The organism is Hahella ganghwensis DSM 17046 (assembly GCF_000376785.1).
Lineage (GTDB): Bacteria > Pseudomonadota > Gammaproteobacteria > Pseudomonadales > Oleiphilaceae > Hahella > Hahella ganghwensis.
On the sequence record NZ_AQXX01000142.1, the window covers coordinates 179,182 to 195,477 of the forward strand.

Genomic DNA, 16,296 nt, shown 5'->3' on the forward strand with positions numbered 1-16,296 from the left:
CCATATCCTTCGTTATCTACGGAGAGCTATCCACAAATGCTAAGGTGACAAAACCCTGCTTGTCGTATAATAGTCCCCTCAGGCCGGACAGTAGGAAGTCAAATCCGCCGAACAATCAGATTTGCTCTATATCAGACCGTTGAATAAAGGGTTGGCGATTAGCCAGTAGCGACGTAACTTGGTCGGAAGGAAGTGGTTTGCTGATTAAATATCCTTGAACGTGGTCGCAGCCAAGCTCTCGAAGACAATTTAACTGCTCTTCTGTCTCCACCCCTTCAGCAATCACTTTCAACCCCATGCTTCGGCTCATTGCGATAATGGCCGCCGTTATTGCTCTATCATCTGTATTGTCGGTAATATCTTTGATGAACGAACGATCAATCTTTAAAGCGTCAACAGGCAAGTGTTTTAGAATGCTAAGAGATGAGTAACCCGTACCAAAGTCATCTATCGCAAACTTAACCCCTATATCTTTGAATGCTTGCAGCGATTCGACATTTTCTCTAACAACCCCCATCAGGTTTTCTGTTATTTCCAGGTCCAGATGTAAATCCTCTGGTCGAATACCTGAAGCTTCGATGATTTTTTGCAGTCGCTGCATGGTTGAGGTTTTTTGCACCTGCCGGCCAGAAATGTTGACCGCCATCCAGGTGTCATGGATGTTTTGGTTGTGCCACAACTGTAATTGAACACACGCAGTGTGAAGCACCCATTCCCCGATAGCTTCGATCAAATCAGATTCTTCAGCAATACTGATAAACTGGCCTGGGTAAAGCAAACCTCGCACAGGGTGCTGCCATCGGATCAAGGCTTCTACTCCAACAATTGTCCCTCCATAGATCTCAACCTGAGGCTGATAATGCAGAATGAATTCATTTCGAGCCAATGCTTGCCGCAATTCGTTTTCTACCAACAATCTTTCATTCAATCTGTCTGTCAGAAAAGGTGCATAGAACTGATAATTGTTTCGACCTTGCTCCTTTGCATGATACATAGCTGTATCGGCTGCCTGAGCAAGGTCTTTGGCGGATAGCGCATCATCGGGAAAGATTGCAATACCAATACTTGTCGATACTGCCACTTCGCGATTGTTGATGATCATGGGTTTTGAGACAGCTTCAATAATTTTTCTTGCCAGTGTGTGCAAATACTCAGGATCATTTAATTCATTTAAAATGATAGTGAATTCGTCACCTCCAAGTCTTGAGACGGTATCTTCTTCACGAACGCTCCGTTTAAGTCTCAGAGAAACTTCCTTCAATAGTTGATCACCCGCTGCATGCCCCAACGTATCGTTGATCAGCTTAAAACGGTCTAAATCCAGGAAAAACAGGGCAACCAATTGATTGTGCCTTTTAGCGATCGTCAGCGCCTGCTCAAGGTTGCCCTGAAATAACAACCTGTTGGGAAGCTCTGTCAGGGTATCATGATGAGCGAGAAAATTGAGATGCTCTTCGGCTTCTTTAAGGGCAGTAATGTCTGCCAGTATCGCGACATAGTGGGTAATGCTCCCCTTCTCATCTTTAACAGCATTGATGTTTTCCCATGACGGGAAAACCTCACCGTTTTTACGCCGATTTACTAACTCACCTTGCCAGTGGCCACAAGTATGTAATTGATCCCACATCTCTTGGTAGTATTCCGGTGAATGCTGCCCCGACTGAAGAATACGGGGATTACTTCCAATCAATTCACCGGAAGAATAGCCCGTAATGTTGGTGGCAGCGCGATTAACTGCCGTTGTTATCCCTAGCGGATCAGTAACGATGATGCCTTGATTAGTATTCTCGAAAACAACAGCAGCCTGACGAATTTCCTCTAACTGTTGCTTTAGAGCCCTGTTTGCAGATTGTGTGTTGGTATAAAAGAAAGAAAGCAGGGAACTCACTACAACACTCAATCCCAGCAAGGCAATCGCTGTATCAGGCCCTGTACTGAGTGTGTTAAAAAAGGAAAAGCCGAATTTCTCATTCGGTATGTGCGTGACGACGACCCACCGGGAGAGCTGATTGGCTTTAGGCATTGGCGCATCAAAATGCTCGGGATCGGGGCTAAAAGGATAGACAGTCTCATAAGTAAATGCCCCGTCATCGTTTATTAACCGGCCTTTACCTTTTTCCTGAATTTGCCTCCAAAGGGAAGGATACTCTCGACCGAGCGTGACTTCGTTATCATACATAAACCCCCATTCTTTGGCTTTATCCGCATGATAAAGCCAGAAGCCCTGAGCATTGATTAACATGGGGCTCCCCGAACTGCTTTCTGTATATCGAGCGAATCTGCCAAGTAAATGTGAGGCCATGTAATTGATCACCAGAAAGTCGCGTTGTTCGTTTTCTCCGGGCGACACTGGTGTTACAAAGCGAATCGTTGGTGTATGGGGGACCTCTATTTTTTCCTGCTCGATATTCAGATCCATAGGTGAAACATATATTTCACCCGGAAGTAACTGCTGAGACTCATTAAAATAGTATCGAAGTGATTTGTCCTGAAGTTGGGATTCAGGAATAACACTTGCCCTTTTGTTACCGTATTCAATTCTGACTTTCTCTTTTCCTGTGGAGTTCAATAGCCTGATTTGATCGTACAACCCGGAGAACTTTGCAAGGTCCAGGAATAATTGCTCTATGCGAGTCCGACTCAACTCAGAGGGCGATCTGAGATAGTCGAATAACGCCGGTGAGTGAGAAAGTAGAAGGAGATCCTGGCGGACATCATTGAGATCATGCGTAATGTTGTCTGCTGTTAACGAAACAAGCAGCGATTCCTGTTCTAGAATTTGCTTGTTATGGGTTTGAAACTTCTGGTATTCCGTGTATGTGAATATCCCATATATAGCCGTGAATATAACAATAAAAAAAAATACACACACCTGCAAAAACGGCTTAACCAAACCATTCTCAATATCTAAATCCACGAAGATTCCTCTCTGTTCAATGAAGATATCCCATATAAAGCGGGTGTGACGGATAAGTGCTTTGATTTCTTGAAACCCGGAAAACCGAGTTATTGAATAAATCAATGACTAGATTTTTATCTTTTTAATATAGAAATATTACTTTACCGTAAGAATAGTCGACCGTTAGAAAATTTTCACGATGACTCACACTTTTAATCGCCTACAGCTTACAAGGCCCTCAACCCCATCAGTAATGGCAAATAGAAAGGCACTAATGAGCAATAAAGTTATTCAGAAGATGAAGATAGAGGCCGTATGCTAATCACAGATCGCGAATTTAGCGTGCTAGAATAGAGTTGCAGTCCAGCGATGACTATATTGCCTCATTAAATGAGCAGCCAGTTTAAGGAGTTTGAGGAGTACTGAGTTTTAGTAAAGCCTTGCTGCTTGAGTGTTTCAAGCACTTATCCGCTTGTAGATGCTCCTGATTATTTACCTCTGTTATAGATTCGGCCCTCAGCCAAGCCAAAAACAAATCCGAGCAGGTAAACCGTAAATATAGAATACAAAACAGAGAGAACCCACACGCTTGTATTCCAATAAAACCCGGCAATGGCGACTATTGTCGCAAGCAATGACAGTAGCGTTAGCCACGCTTCTTTTGCATCCCAAGACAATTTGAGTTTGCTGCTTGCCAGTCTTGCGATAATAGGGAGCAGCAAAGCAACGGTCAGCAACGTGTAAAAGGCATACCAACTAAACTGAAAACCCTCGAGCGCAGGAATCTCATCATAAAACCCCAGCACATACAGCATGGGCGCCATAATCAGTACTTCTACAAAATCTGACGCAAACTCCCAATATGTGTAATTATTCTTATCCAATACATTTTCTACGTGTTGAGAACTAAAGTAGAAAATCACAAATAGCGCAAAAAGCAGGTTATATGGAGCATCAACACGCTTCCCGGTCCATCCATATATGAATGAAACAATTAATGTGCCCAGCACTGCTGGATATAAAAGCGTGTACATCCAATCATGCAGCTTCAAGATGTTAGTGTTAGCCTCGTGATCACACATCTCCCCCTCCTGGACTCATAGACCTTTCTTTTGCCACTCAACGGTTAAATCCAAAGGTTCAATCCATTAAAGTCTCTAACTTTTTCACCATCAACACCCACTCCCCGCCGTGCAGGCATCCGGGGTATGGAACAACGGCCCTTGATTCAACAGGGCGATAACCCAACCTTTGATATAACTCACCAGCAACTTGGTTTTCCGACGCCACAATCAGGCTAATCTGAGTACAGCCATGGCTTCGGGCCTGTTGTTCCACATCATCCATCAGACGTCTGCCCACGCCTTTTCCCCGATACTGTTCATAGGTGGCAATGGCATTGAGATACCAGCTTCCAGGCACCTTGGATTCAAGCTCCACCAGAGGCTGTACAAGTTCAGGATAGTCCATGAGATTTCCTATCTCATATGGATCTGGCTGACAATAGGATACCTGCATGCCCAATATCACTTCATCTGCGGTACATACCCGAGCATTTCGGTAACTGAATCCGCCTTCTTCTCTGGCCGCCCTTTTCACCCCCACTTCCAAAGCCGTTTCGCCGGGCCCGGCCATGGCTCCCCACAGGTATTCCGGAATACCCTCACCTGCAAGATTGATCAGATAAGCCAGATCATCAACATCAGACTTTATCGCTTTTCGTATTTCCATTGCGGTTGCGCCTCCGCTCTAGTTATACCCACCTTGATAAAACGCCTCCCACATCCAGTTAAAGCGTCCGTCTTCTTTCATTTTCCGCAAACCGGTATTGAACAACTCCCGGTATTGCCTGCTTTCCTTCGAGGCCCTGGAAAAGATCATGTGATAATCCCAGGATTCGAGTGGTGCCGTATAGGTCACCATGTTTTGTTCCTGGGCTGAGAATTGAGTATGCAGATTGTAGAGGCCCACGGCCTTGTTCTCATCCAAGGCATCAAAGCGCCCGGCCAGAAGCTTCTTGAACACCAGGACATGGTCGACACTGATATCGTAGGTGATGAGTCCCATAGATTCGGCTTCTTCCAATGGTTTGGCCTTTGCGCTTCCCAGCGGCAATCCAATTGATAACCCCCGCAGGGCTTCAATGTCTCCGTCCCAGGAAATGGGCTCTCCCTTACGGTAAAACAAAACTATTTCGCCGGTGTAAACAACATCAGAATAAAGACAGTCCTGCTCCCGCTCCGGCGTTTTCCCCCATATGGCAGAAGCATGCCAGTCACCATCCCTCACCTGGGAATAGGAACGGTTCCAGGGGAAAAAGCCATAGGTAACCTTGACGCCGGCTTCTTTGTATATTTGGGAGATGATATGGGGAACAATGCCGTAGTGCGGATAGGATTCGCTGATAAACGGCTCCCACTCACCAATCGCAATCTTGATATTCATTTGCTCTTGGGCAGCGCCCATTGTGGGAGCCCACATAAGCGTGACAAAGATGAAGCGGATGACGCAATTCACTGGATACATTCAAAATATCTCTCTGTATTGCCTCAATTCTCTATCAATACCGGATGGCAGTTTGCCGTTTATCAGCAAGTCATTTGAGCATCATAGATCTTACTGATTGTGTCTTAATGACAGAATGCCGTCCAGTTGAGTTGCGAAAGAGAAGTCAACACTCCGCTATATTCCAGGCATCCCACCTAAATCACACGCGGCGTCTTGTATTGTAAAACGGAGCAATATAACTCTGTGTCGATATTACTTCCTGTCAGGACGACAGCAATTTTTTTGTCCTGGATCTTATCTTTTTCTTTCATCAATGCCGCAAGAGATGCCGCTCCAGCCCCTTCTGCAATGTTATGGGTTGCCGAATAGTACAAACGCATCGCCTGAGAAATCTCATCATCTGATACCGCAACAATCCGCTCTGCACCTTTTGAGTAAATATCAAAAGCTTCTTTGACTGGCGACCGCACAGCCATTCCATCCGCAAAAGTGTTGGCGCTTGCGGTTTGCCGGATGCCGCCACTTTCAAAAGAGATCTTGGCGGCTTGCGCCTTATCAGAAACAACGCCAATGATTTTGGTATCCAGTTTCAATGCATCCCGAACCGTGATGAGACTACAGATACCCGATCCACATCCTATTGGCACATAGACACAATCCAAATTCTGTATTTCAGTAAAGAGCTCATATGCGTACGATGAAACACCCTTAACTATTTGAGGATGGAAAGGAGGTACCAAAAACAGGCTTTCCTGCTTTGCTATTTCCTGAGCCTTAAGTTTCGCTTCATCAAAATCATTGCCAAACTCAATAACATCGCCACCAAAAGCACGCATAGCATCATTTTTTTCTTTCGAGTTCCCAAATGGGACAACGATTTTGGCTTTCAAACCAACGGCAGTCGCTTCTCTGGCTTGCCCCTGACCATGATTGCCTCTTGTCGCGGTAACAATACCTTCTATTTGAGGATGCGCCTTGTTAAGCCAATCCATAAATGTGATTGCCCCACGCACTTTGAATGAGCCTGTAGAGGTATGATTTTCGTGCTTTACCCAAACATTCGCGCCAACTTCTTCACAAATCAGGGGCCAGGCGTGTTGAGGCGTTGGCTGCATACTTTCATGAACCAAACGTACAGCTTGCTCGATTTCTTCCAAATCAAATAACGGCATAGGTCACCTACAATCACATGAGAGAGCGCCTATTAAACAGGCAGCAGTGACACGACGCTTTCAAAAAACTGACCTAAAATGCCTGAATGAGCACATTCACGATGCAAATCTTGAGATCTGGCAGTAATATTTGTCCATGCAACACTCATCCGGAACCACATTTGACATGATCGAAGAACCTGTGCGCCGGTTTCGCACAGAGGCTTTAGAGCTGACGCTACTTCCCAGAAGGTGCTACAACGCTTCTTACACCCCCGAAGTTTCTGTTATTGGTTTTGCATTTGAACATCAAAGAGGCGTTCATTCATTTGCGAGTGACAGAAAGCTCGATTTTTTCGCACACCCCAACAGCCTGGCCTATGTTCCCGCGGGTTGCGATGTCTATTCGACCTCTGACATTGGAGGGGAATACCTGACATTAACATTCGACAAAGCGTTTTGGGGGGAGGCTTTTCCTCAATATCGTTTTAACAATGCGATTAGCCAATCAGCCATCAAAAACGCTTATAAAGTTAGAAATAGGCTATTGAGTAACACTCCTGTCTGCTCTCTGGAAATGGAAGACTGTGCTTTGAGCTTGTACGAGGCGGTCAGTGAAGAATTTGATAGCAATAATGAACAAAACAGATTCAGTAGATATATGACAGGCTATAGGCTTAAGTTTATTTGCAACTATATTGACGACAATATTGATAATCCCCTCTCAATCCAGGAGCTGGCAAATACCCTCGATCTCTCCAGCGGGTTCTTCTCAAGAGCCTTTAAAGCCTGTTTAGGCAAATCTCCCCATGACTACATCATTGATCGGAGGATTTATAAAGCCCGCTCAATGATGAAATCTGCCAAAGATTTATCATCTATTGCCTATGCATCGGGTTTTTCGTCTCATGCCCACATGAGTTACGCCTTCAAAAGAAGATTAGGATTAAATCCAGCACAGTTGAGAAATTGAGGGCAGCCAACGATCCCCCCTTTCCACGAATGCAGCAATACAGGCACCCTTTACTTTTTCAATGGAGTCAGAAAAGTGGAGAATGTATCTTCAGACACTAAAATTGAAAAACGCGCATGCGCGCACTACAAACGTTATGCCGAAGAGAATGCTATCTGATGCCTGAGCCACATCCATTGAAAATCATGACATTCAAAGCACCGAAAGATCTCGGCCAGTGGCTCAAGGAGAACCATGCCTCTGAAAATGAACTTTGGGTCAAAATATACAAGAAAAATACCGGGCTTCAGAGCGTAAGCTGGAATGATGTTGTGATAGAGGCTCTCTGCTGGGGTTGGATTGATGGTATTAGGAAGTCAATGGATAACCAAGCCTACCTGCAGCGTATTACCCCCAGAAAATCGGGAAGCAACTGGTCTAAAAGGAACACAGAGCATGCGGAACGTTTGATAAGCGAGGGGCGAATGATGGAGCCAGGGCTAGCACATATTCGTGCTGCAAAAGCGGACGGGCGTTGGGAAAAAGCCTATGTCGTCAGTGAAATAGATGTGCCCGTGGATTTCCTGGCAGCGCTGGAAAGCAAACCAGAGGCGAAAGAGTTTTTTGAAACCCTCACTAAATCGAGCCGTTATACTATTGCATACGGGTTGATGAGTGCAAAGAAACCCGAAACCAGATTAAGGCGGTTTGAAAAATTCATGACCATGCTGGTTAACAACGAAAAGCCTGGGTAAGTGGAATTTGGCATCCTCTGTATCTGGAAAAGCTCATAGGCTGAACTTGACCTGACAGACACCTCCTAAAAAAACGGTACCTGTCAGATCTGAACGTCTACACCTTGTTTTTTTGGGGACCTACTTTTCTCCCCAACACCGTGCCAGTCGATGCCCGATAAACATCAATGGTGCATAGACTGGCAGGTAAAGCTAAATTACCGGAATCCCTTATAGCTTGAACGCTTTAACAACTTAGGCCGCAGCTGCACATTGCCAGGGTTGTTTCTGCTATTTGATGGGGGAATCACCTCCTCTGTATTTTTATCAAAGGCCTCTTTCGAGCTCAAATCACTCATCAAACTGTCGATCATTTTTCTGTCCCGATCCCAGAATACAAACAGATGTACGTATGTTCGTTTGTGAATACTGCCGTCCGGTTGATGTGTCATTTCAACTTCAATAGGTAAGGAGTACTTGAACATAATCGGGTCGATCGGTTTGCGAAAAATAAATGACGTTCCACCGTGAGGGGCACGCTGCATCCAGATATCAAAATCCCCCAATGCTTGCTGTAGCGCTTTGAATTTATTCTCCGTATAAGCGCAAAGCGTCATCGTATCCTCTGCCATTTTAACCAGGCCGGGAATGCCCTTATGTGCAATCAGATTCCACAATACCATGGCCGACAATCCGTTTCGGGACCCCGCGAAAGTAGTGTCCGAGGAGCCCAGGTAGTCAGGCGTTGCAACCGGCGTAATCAGGTATTTGTTTTTGGTCATATACACCCCTGTCGGGGCGGATGCGCTCGGCCATTTGTGCCCGCTGGTAACCAGTGACATGACTTCTTCATTTCGAAAATCAAAGCAAGGCCCGAGGTCACTTTCACTTAATTTGTCATGGGCAACCGCCATTTCAACAAACGGCATCAAGGATGCCCCAAGCGCGCCATCAACATGAACCCAGTAGCCCCGACGATGGTCCTTCTTCAGCTCACCTTCTGCATCAATGTATTCCACTACCCGGTTATCCAAACCATACTTTTTGAAAACCGGGTTCAGTTTTTTACAGGCTTCAGGAATGTTGTCGTAGGCACCTTTAAAGGTTGTTCCGTAGTTGAAGCAAATAAACACCGGATATCCTTTGTCAGCAAAAAACGAAACCAGTGTGACCAGATCATCAACCTTGACACTGCCAGTCTTATCCGTTGGGACAGAATCCGGCCAGTCGCCTCCCAACGGGCATTCCCATCCTGTTTCTCCGAGAGTCAGGTGCTCATAAGCAATCTGAGAAAAGGTTTTAACCTGCATCGCGTGCACGGCTTTGGCCAATGAGTAATGCGCAGCCTCTGAATAGAAAGCGACCGGAATGTATTTGTTGGGTTGCTCAGTCTGCATCTGAGGTGGGCACAAAGACTCTTCCTGCGCCTCATCTACCACAAGGCTAAAACCCTGCAAATAATCTCTGGCAGATAAGACAGCATAGAGATTACCTTCCGTGCTTCCCATGGACAGAATATAGCCCCAATAGGATTCCTTATATTGCTCGTATTCATTCGACCCAAGATATTCCGCATCCTTTACTTTCGCCGGGCGAGCGGGCTTGGGCAAACTAGGCCACTGTGCATGCCAGATGGAGGCAAAGAAATCCAGCACACCTCTCTCGGCCTGTTTTGCATTGACAGTGAAATAACCATTTTCAAACGGGTCTCCAATATTGTTTAGACTCATATTTAAAAATGGGGAAATGGCATCACTGATATCAAACTGCTCAGCACACTGATAGCCAGTAAATTCATCACGTTGCTTCTGATAATAATTCTGCATCACTTCCAGTGAGGTTCTATAGCACTCACCCTGCCCGGCCGGTGGCAACTGCGAGTACTTCTCATTTAACAGTTCCTGCTGAAGAGGGTAAGACTGACTTCGTTGATTATATACAGACAGGGGATCTTCCGAGGGAGGCGCGATGATATATCCGCTGGGATATGCTTCATAATTATCGCTTTTGGCTATTTCCGGAACCTGTTCATCCCACGGCTTTCCTGTGGGACCAAAATTGGGGTTTGCAAAGGTGGATGATGTATTTTTTGATTTGGACATGACTCTTCCTTGTTGAATCAGACATACCCTCTTTACATCTATGTCATTCATATAACCCGGAAATGCAGTCACGTTTATACGGACCGCTTTCTGTTTCCGGAATGATTTCCTCTATGGGTTTAGCTCAAGACGGGGCGTTCTGCCAATTTATTGCTCTCACTTGGCTCTGGCCCGGTAAAAGAATTGTGGGTGTCCCAATCCTTCGGTATTGGTTATAAAATCCTCCACAGAGGATCTGGGTCCTGGGCTAATCATGACGAGCAGGAAGGGAACGTACTTGGTTGTATCGCCCTAACTGATGCACTGACTTTCCTAACGGGATATGAAGTCGTTCCAAAGGAAGGAGCAGAGCCTAAAGGAGTCATTAGTTGGTCTTATGGCGAGCCTGAAGATAAAGCCCCATGTATCGCAGCGGTACCCTTCGAATACGATGTCATGGAGTGGGACGAAGAATTTGGCTGGTATGTTCCGTCAGAGCGCTGGGATGGTTATATCAAATTATCTGATTTCTTGACGATGGTTGAGAAACACTTTGCATTCCCAAACTAATTTCCCATCTGCCATCTCAGGGTAAAGTACTTTAATTCAGTGCTTTACCTGGAACTACATATAACGCCTCATTAAAACTCTCCAAATACACGACTCTTCGTTGACCTACAAAAAGCACTCCCTTTCCATTATGCTTGAACCAGTATCATTCCTACCCGGCTAGATAGCGGCCTTTCCCAGCCTTGCTTTTTCAGAAACAAAACAACCAAGCTCAATCTGATGGCTTACTTTTGAGCCTCCAATGCTCTCATGGACCTCAAATTCGTCATCCTCATCCCACTGACCTTCTTCAAACAGGACAGCGCCAGCCACCTTCTCAATCAGGATATGATCTTCTTCCAGCTCGTGTGCTAGCTGCTCAATAGCATTCTCTTTAGAAATGGCAGGCACTACACTGCGACCGTAGTAATATGTACTGCCATCCTGCGGCAAGGTACTTTCTGGAAGTACTTTGCATTTCGTATCGATTACCCAAAAATCTGGCATAAAAATAACCTTAGGTGTTAAGTATTCCGTGTGTGGGTAACATAAGAGTCTGGAAATAGGCTCGTTGGAAAACTCCGAAGACAGAAGTTGCTTACCCGCTCCCCACTTTCCAATCCATCCGATCTAACTTGCCCCTCATAAAACTGGACAGGTAATTACCTTGAGAGCCATGAAAATTTGACTGACCTATAATAGCTAACCTGGTAGCAAGAAACTGTATTGATAATACACAGAATTTCAAAACGTCGTGATTGACATCTTTATAGAAGTACAAAATAGATCTGTCACCTTTTTTGCAACAAAGCCTCACAGGCTATTGGCTGCGAGCCCTGTTTGCACTATCATGCCCGCCCTCTTATTTTTTGGTTAATTTCTGGACAACCCTTTGATCAGCACTGCTAACATTACTATGCAATTCGGCGCCCGGCCGTTGTTTGAAAACGTATCGGTTAAATTCACTCCCGGCGGACGTTACGGTTTGATCGGCGCCAACGGTTGCGGCAAGTCGACGTTTATGAAAATTCTCGGCGGCGATCTAGCGCCCACTTCCGGTGTGGTGTCAGTCGAACCCAATGCTCGCGTAGGCAAGCTGCGCCAAGATCAGTTCGCCTATGAATCCTTCAGCGTGATCGACACGGTGATCATGGGATACCAGGAACTTTGGGAAGTAAAAAGCGAACGTGACCGGATCTACAGCCAGTCAGAGATGAGTGATGAAGACGGCATGAAAGTGGCGGACCTGGAATCTGCATTCGCTGAAATGGATGGCTACACCGCCGAGTCCCGTGCCGGGGAGCTTCTTATCGGCGTGGGTATTCCCGTAGAACAGCATTTCGGTCCTATGAGCGCCATTGCCCCTGGCTGGAAATTGCGGGTCTTGCTGGCCCAGGCGCTGTTTTCCGACCCTGATGTGCTGTTGCTCGACGAACCGACGAACAACCTGGATATCAACACCATCCGCTGGCTGGAAGATGTGCTGAACACCCGGAACAGCACCATGATTATCATTTCTCACGACCGCCACTTCCTTAATAGTGTCTGTACCCATATGGCCGACGTGGACTACGGCGAAATTCGCCTCTACCCCGGTAATTATGACGAGTATATGGCCGCCTCCACACTGGCCCGTGCCCAGTTACTGGCTGAAAACGAGAAGAAAAAGGCCCAATTGGATGATCTGGCCCAGTTCGTGGCTCGTTTCTCGGCGAATGCTTCCAAAGCCAAACAAGCCACCTCCCGCGCCCGTCAGATGGATAAAATCCAGTTGGCTGAGGTGAAGGCTTCGAGCCGGGTGAATCCCTACATCCGTTTCAACCAGGACAAGAAGTTGTTCCGCCTCGCGCTGGAATTGAACGGCCTCAGCAAAAGCTTCGATGAACCATTGTTCAAGGAACTGGATCTGATCGTCGAAGTCGGAGAAAAGGTTGCGATCATCGGCCCCAACGGTGCAGGGAAAACCACTCTGGTACGTTGCCTGATGAATGAGATTGAACCGGATGCCGGTACGATTAAATGGTCGGAAAGTGCCACTATCGGCTATTACGCCCAGGACCACGCAGTGGATTTTGCCGAGGACATGACTTTATTCGAATGGATGGCTCAGTGGCGCCAGCCCAAAGATGACGATCAGGCGATTCGTGCCACGCTGGGTCAATTGCTTTTCTCAGGCGATGACATCAAGAAATCCGTCACCAAAATTTCCGGTGGCGAGCAAGGTCGTATGCTGTTCGGCAAAATGATGCTGCAACGGCCGAATATCCTGGTGATGGATGAACCCACCAACCACCTGGATATGGAATCGATTGAGTCGCTGAACCTGGCGCTGGAGAAGTTTGAAGGCACCGTGTTCTTCGTCAGTCATGACCGTGAGTTTGTGTCCTCACTGGCTAATCGCATTATCGAAATCACCCCTGAGGGCGTGACGAACTTCTCAGGCACCTATGACGAGTACCTGCGATCCCAGGGGATGGATGCCTGACACGGGCCCGATTTAGGCGGTTGATGGATCAACCGCCCTACCATTCCCGATATGGAAGCACTTCAGCGACACAGTTGAGTAATTCCGAAATATCGAGATAGCCCAGCAGGGAAGTTATAAAATCCGGCCAGCCGAACTCTTCGTCCCATTCAAGAATATCGTATTCAGGCGCAAACGCGGCCAGTATCGGTCTGTCTTTAGGCGGCTCACCAGTTGACCATCTCAACATTGTCTGGTCGGAGGCTGCTTCAGGATCGGGTAATTCAGAACCCGTAAGTTCCTTAAGCACATCGCCGAGGCGGATAAAAGCCACAACACGTCCAATCTGACTTCGATCGAGGTTCATGGACACCCAAAGAGCTACGGGTTAAGTAGTACGGGGCAAAACTCTCTCGATCAACTAGCTTTTAGAGGCCTAAGACCCCGATCGGTGTTTGATCGGGACCGATATTCCTGAGTCTCTTGAAACAGACCTAATGCTTCTCAATTTTTCTGACTTTCAATTTGTTCTTTGCTTTTTGCATTGCCAGAAACACATCCACTTTGGCAGTTTTAGGGTTAATTTCACCAGGCATCGGCTGTGTTTGTTTTTCCTGCTCAGATAGTGGTTTATTTATCATCTTCTTGCTCATCACATCCGTCCTTTTCGTATGCATCAGGGTTTTCAAGAAACTTCTTCATATCACCTGATGCTAAGCCTTCCGGCTCAGCTAAATCTTCCGCACCGATATTACGGATATGCTGCTTCGCGCGCTTGATAGCATCACTAATACTATCGTCATTGATCTCGCGCTTGTCGTTTAAATGTTTAACGTTGTCATCGCTCATAACATCATCCTACAGCCTGACAAACAGGTAGTCATTCTTAATGACATAAGTAAATCCGAAACGCTCGTAATATCGCCTTACGTCATCATTTATCGGGTTCATTACGTCATCATTTATCGGGTTCATAATACGCAGCTCATTCGCACCTAGTGCCTGAGCATAACCCACCATCGCCAGAAAAGTCGGCTCAAAGACCTTCACATCATTTGGTTTATCGGGATTACCCTCAATAAAATCAAGACGGAGTTTACTGCCTTGATATGTCGGTCGACCAAGACTCAGGCTTGCCAAGGTATCCTTGTGCCACAAAGCCATTTCAAAGCGTTTTGGGTAACGGAACCTAAAGCTGTTATAGCCATCAATCCATTCCCAATCCACTTTGCGTTTGGGTGAAAAGTTCCAGCGATTTGATTGCTCCAATGCCGAAATATCAATCAGCGTTGCTTTAAGGCTATATTGTTTACTGCTGTGAAATTCCTTGTTGATTTCGTCAATAACCGCTTTTCTAATGATTGTGTAACGCCTTTCCGCATCCAGATGCGTAGCTCGCATATTATCATCCTCGATTGATAAAAAAGTGCCTATTGCATAAAAGCCCAAAATGGCCTTCCATTTTGGGCTTCTCTCTTTTTGTTGATCAATAGCGGCTATCAACTAGATCATTTGACTTAGAAGGAAAGGACCACCGCACTAATATCAGCAAGAGCAACAAAGGGCTCAAAGATGACTAAGAAGCACAGACCTGAGCCTACTGAGGATGAGGTCAAAAAGCGCCTGAAAGAATTCGGGCGTAAACACCGTGAAAAATATCCCGTTCCGCCCGTCGATGAAAACGAGCCGGAAGGATTCCTGGCGGGCGATCCTGACAAGATTAAAAAGCGCATTGAAGAAGAATTTGATGATGATTATGGTGAAGAAAAACTAAAACTAAAAGTCGTCAAAAAGGATCACAAACAGTAAGCCGCCCTTGGTAGTTATCAGGATGGCTTGAACGATCTCAACCTATAGGGCAAAGATTTGGTTATGAATATGTAGCAAGGGGTGATTACCTCTTCAGGAGAATACTCTAATGAGCAAAGAGATTGATCACATAACCAAAGCCAGACAGGATAAGCGCCAAAAAACGGGCTGGACGCTAGAGGAAATCAAACAGCAAGCAGCCAAGGATTTTGAAAACAACCAGAAAATAGCTCAAGAAAGTGAAGAGCCGGAAGGGTTTTATTCCGGTGATATGGATAAATTTTTGAAGGGACAAGAAGACGATGACGAAGAATGCTAAACCAGCCACTGAAAGCGACAAACAAACGAAACCGATGTCAGGTGAGACAGCCCCAAAAACCCTCCTATTCCACTGGAACTTATTTCTTTCCTTGAAATGCCTTTAAGGACTCAATGATCGCCTGAGCACTTTCCTTCCCATAGCCCCCGCCTCCGAGAAACACCATGGAAATATTGAGCTCTTTAAGTCGCTGGTATATCAATTGCTCCCTTGCTGCCACGTCTTCTACCGTTAACCTCAACCCGCCTAGTGGATCTGTTGCCAGTACGTCAGTGCCCGCCACAACGAAGGCGATTTTTGGACCTGGGCTCAGCTTCGATAAGGCCAGTTCAAGCTGATTCAAATAGTCTTTCCCGGAAGTATCGCTTGGGAGGGGGACCGAAATATTCACTCGTTCACGACTTACGGGATTTAAGGGATTTAAGGGATTTAAGGGATAAATATCCTGATTGTAAACATCCAGAAGCGTAACCTGGTCATCGTGTAAAAAGGTGTATGCATTACCGTTTCCATGGTGCGCATCCACATCAATGATAAGGAAAGGATCTAAGGAGAGTCTGAATAACCCCAAGGTTCTGAGGTAATTCAAACTCTCGACGATATATGGCCGAATATTCAGAGTGTTTTTCCGGCCATTTTGGATCTTCCCCCCCTGTGGGGCGTCATCTGGGCTCACTGCCCCTATACCTGCAGCTCTTTCCTTGCCATCAGCAGATTGCTGAAGGCCGCCAACAGATAGAGCCGGCTCTTGTTCTTGGCCAAGCCTCGATAGCGGACTTTGTCGTAACCAAACACCTGCTTGATGTATCTGAACGGGTGTTCCACTTTAG

Annotated in this window: 19 protein-coding genes; 6 read left to right on the plus strand and 13 right to left on the minus strand. The window is 46.2% G+C overall.

Annotated features, from left to right (window positions below; translation table 11 throughout):
• Positions 1-115: 115 nt before the first annotated feature.
• The 5 genes from F566_RS35915 to F566_RS0128975 form a co-directional block, all read right to left on the minus strand.
• The gene (locus F566_RS35915) at positions 116-2,917 is read right to left on the minus strand and encodes a bifunctional diguanylate cyclase/phosphodiesterase (protein ID WP_169334466.1); all 2,802 of its coding nucleotides are present in this window, start codon (positions 2,915-2,917) and stop codon (positions 116-118) included.
• A 470-nt stretch (positions 2,918-3,387) separates the two neighbouring features.
• Positions 3,388-3,981 carry a hypothetical protein gene (locus tag F566_RS0128960; RefSeq protein ID WP_020410554.1) on the minus strand — a complete coding sequence of 198 codons (594 nt, stop codon included), beginning with the start codon at positions 3,979-3,981 and terminating at the stop codon, positions 3,388-3,390.
• A 58-nt stretch (positions 3,982-4,039) separates the two neighbouring features.
• Positions 4,040-4,630, minus strand: coding sequence for a GNAT family N-acetyltransferase (locus F566_RS0128965; protein WP_020410555.1), 591 nt, complete (start codon positions 4,628-4,630; stop codon positions 4,040-4,042).
• 18 nt (positions 4,631-4,648) lie between these two features.
• Positions 4,649-5,425: a substrate-binding periplasmic protein gene (locus tag F566_RS0128970; RefSeq protein WP_020410556.1), complete on the minus strand. Its 777-nt coding sequence runs from the start codon at positions 5,423-5,425 to the stop codon at positions 4,649-4,651.
• Between the two features lie 176 nt (positions 5,426-5,601).
• Positions 5,602-6,579 carry a threonine dehydratase gene (locus F566_RS0128975; protein ID WP_020410557.1) on the minus strand — a complete coding sequence of 326 codons (978 nt, stop codon included), beginning with the start codon at positions 6,577-6,579 and terminating at the stop codon, positions 5,602-5,604.
• A gap of 166 nt (positions 6,580-6,745) precedes the next feature.
• On the opposite strand from F566_RS0128975, the gene F566_RS0128980 reads away from it, so the two are divergent.
• A complete protein-coding gene (locus F566_RS0128980; protein ID WP_020410558.1) occupies positions 6,746-7,531 on the plus strand; it encodes a helix-turn-helix domain-containing protein in 786 nt (261 codons plus the stop codon).
• 185 nt (positions 7,532-7,716) lie between these two features.
• The gene (locus F566_RS0128985; protein ID WP_245555328.1) at positions 7,717-8,265 is read left to right on the plus strand and encodes a YdeI/OmpD-associated family protein; all 549 of its coding nucleotides are present in this window, start codon (positions 7,717-7,719) and stop codon (positions 8,263-8,265) included.
• A 197-nt stretch (positions 8,266-8,462) separates the two neighbouring features.
• On the opposite strand, the gene F566_RS34445 is transcribed toward F566_RS0128985, so the two are convergent.
• The gene (locus F566_RS34445; protein ID WP_020410560.1) at positions 8,463-10,346 is read right to left on the minus strand and encodes a pyridoxal-dependent decarboxylase; all 1,884 of its coding nucleotides are present in this window, start codon (positions 10,344-10,346) and stop codon (positions 8,463-8,465) included.
• A 189-nt stretch (positions 10,347-10,535) separates the two neighbouring features.
• On the opposite strand from F566_RS34445, the gene F566_RS0128995 reads away from it, so the two are divergent.
• Entirely contained in the window at positions 10,536-10,895 is a 360-nt protein-coding gene (locus F566_RS0128995) for a hypothetical protein (protein WP_020410561.1), read from the plus strand.
• 159 nt (positions 10,896-11,054) lie between these two features.
• Here F566_RS0128995 and F566_RS0129000 read toward each other — a convergent pair whose 3' ends face one another.
• Positions 11,055-11,381: a hypothetical protein gene (locus F566_RS0129000; RefSeq protein WP_020410562.1), complete on the minus strand. Its 327-nt coding sequence runs from the start codon at positions 11,379-11,381 to the stop codon at positions 11,055-11,057.
• A 385-nt stretch (positions 11,382-11,766) separates the two neighbouring features.
• On the opposite strand from F566_RS0129000, the gene F566_RS0129005 reads away from it, so the two are divergent.
• The gene (locus tag F566_RS0129005) at positions 11,767-13,359 is read left to right on the plus strand and encodes an ABC-F family ATPase (RefSeq protein ID WP_083921204.1); all 1,593 of its coding nucleotides are present in this window, start codon (positions 11,767-11,769) and stop codon (positions 13,357-13,359) included.
• Between the two features lie 37 nt (positions 13,360-13,396).
• Here the strand turns inward: F566_RS0129005 and F566_RS0129010 are convergent, their stop codons facing one another.
• From F566_RS0129010 to F566_RS0129025, 4 genes are all read right to left on the minus strand, one after another.
• Positions 13,397-13,705 (minus strand): hypothetical protein, encoded by a 309-nt coding sequence (locus F566_RS0129010; protein WP_020410564.1) that lies wholly within the window; start codon positions 13,703-13,705, stop codon positions 13,397-13,399.
• Between the two features lie 127 nt (positions 13,706-13,832).
• Positions 13,833-13,991 carry a hypothetical protein gene (locus tag F566_RS37205; RefSeq protein ID WP_169334467.1) on the minus strand — a complete coding sequence of 53 codons (159 nt, stop codon included), beginning with the start codon at positions 13,989-13,991 and terminating at the stop codon, positions 13,833-13,835.
• Positions 13,969-14,187, minus strand: a complete 219-nt coding sequence (locus F566_RS0129020; RefSeq protein ID WP_020410566.1) for a hypothetical protein — start codon at positions 14,185-14,187, stop codon at positions 13,969-13,971. Before F566_RS0129020 ends, F566_RS37205 begins: the two co-directional genes overlap by 23 nt.
• 9 nt (positions 14,188-14,196) lie before the next feature.
• On the minus strand, positions 14,197-14,739 hold the full coding sequence (locus tag F566_RS0129025; RefSeq protein WP_020410567.1) for a hypothetical protein: 543 nt from the start codon (positions 14,737-14,739) through the stop codon (positions 14,197-14,199).
• Between the two features lie 171 nt (positions 14,740-14,910).
• Here F566_RS0129025 and F566_RS0129030 point away from each other — a divergent pair, with 171 nt between their 5' ends.
• Complete coding sequence (locus tag F566_RS0129030) at positions 14,911-15,147, plus strand: hypothetical protein (protein ID WP_020410568.1); 237 nt, start codon at positions 14,911-14,913, stop codon at positions 15,145-15,147.
• Between the two features lie 109 nt (positions 15,148-15,256).
• Positions 15,257-15,466 carry a hypothetical protein gene (locus F566_RS0129035; protein WP_020410569.1) on the plus strand — a complete coding sequence of 70 codons (210 nt, stop codon included), beginning with the start codon at positions 15,257-15,259 and terminating at the stop codon, positions 15,464-15,466.
• Positions 15,467-15,545: 79 nt separating this feature from the next.
• Here F566_RS0129035 and F566_RS34450 read toward each other — a convergent pair whose 3' ends face one another.
• Complete coding sequence (locus F566_RS34450) at positions 15,546-16,142, minus strand: arginase family protein (RefSeq protein ID WP_020410570.1); 597 nt, start codon at positions 16,140-16,142, stop codon at positions 15,546-15,548.
• Positions 16,143-16,147: 5 nt separating this feature from the next.
• Positions 16,148-16,296: transposase (locus tag F566_RS34455; RefSeq protein ID WP_020406419.1), on the minus strand; the 149-nt coding region annotated here is incomplete at its 5' end.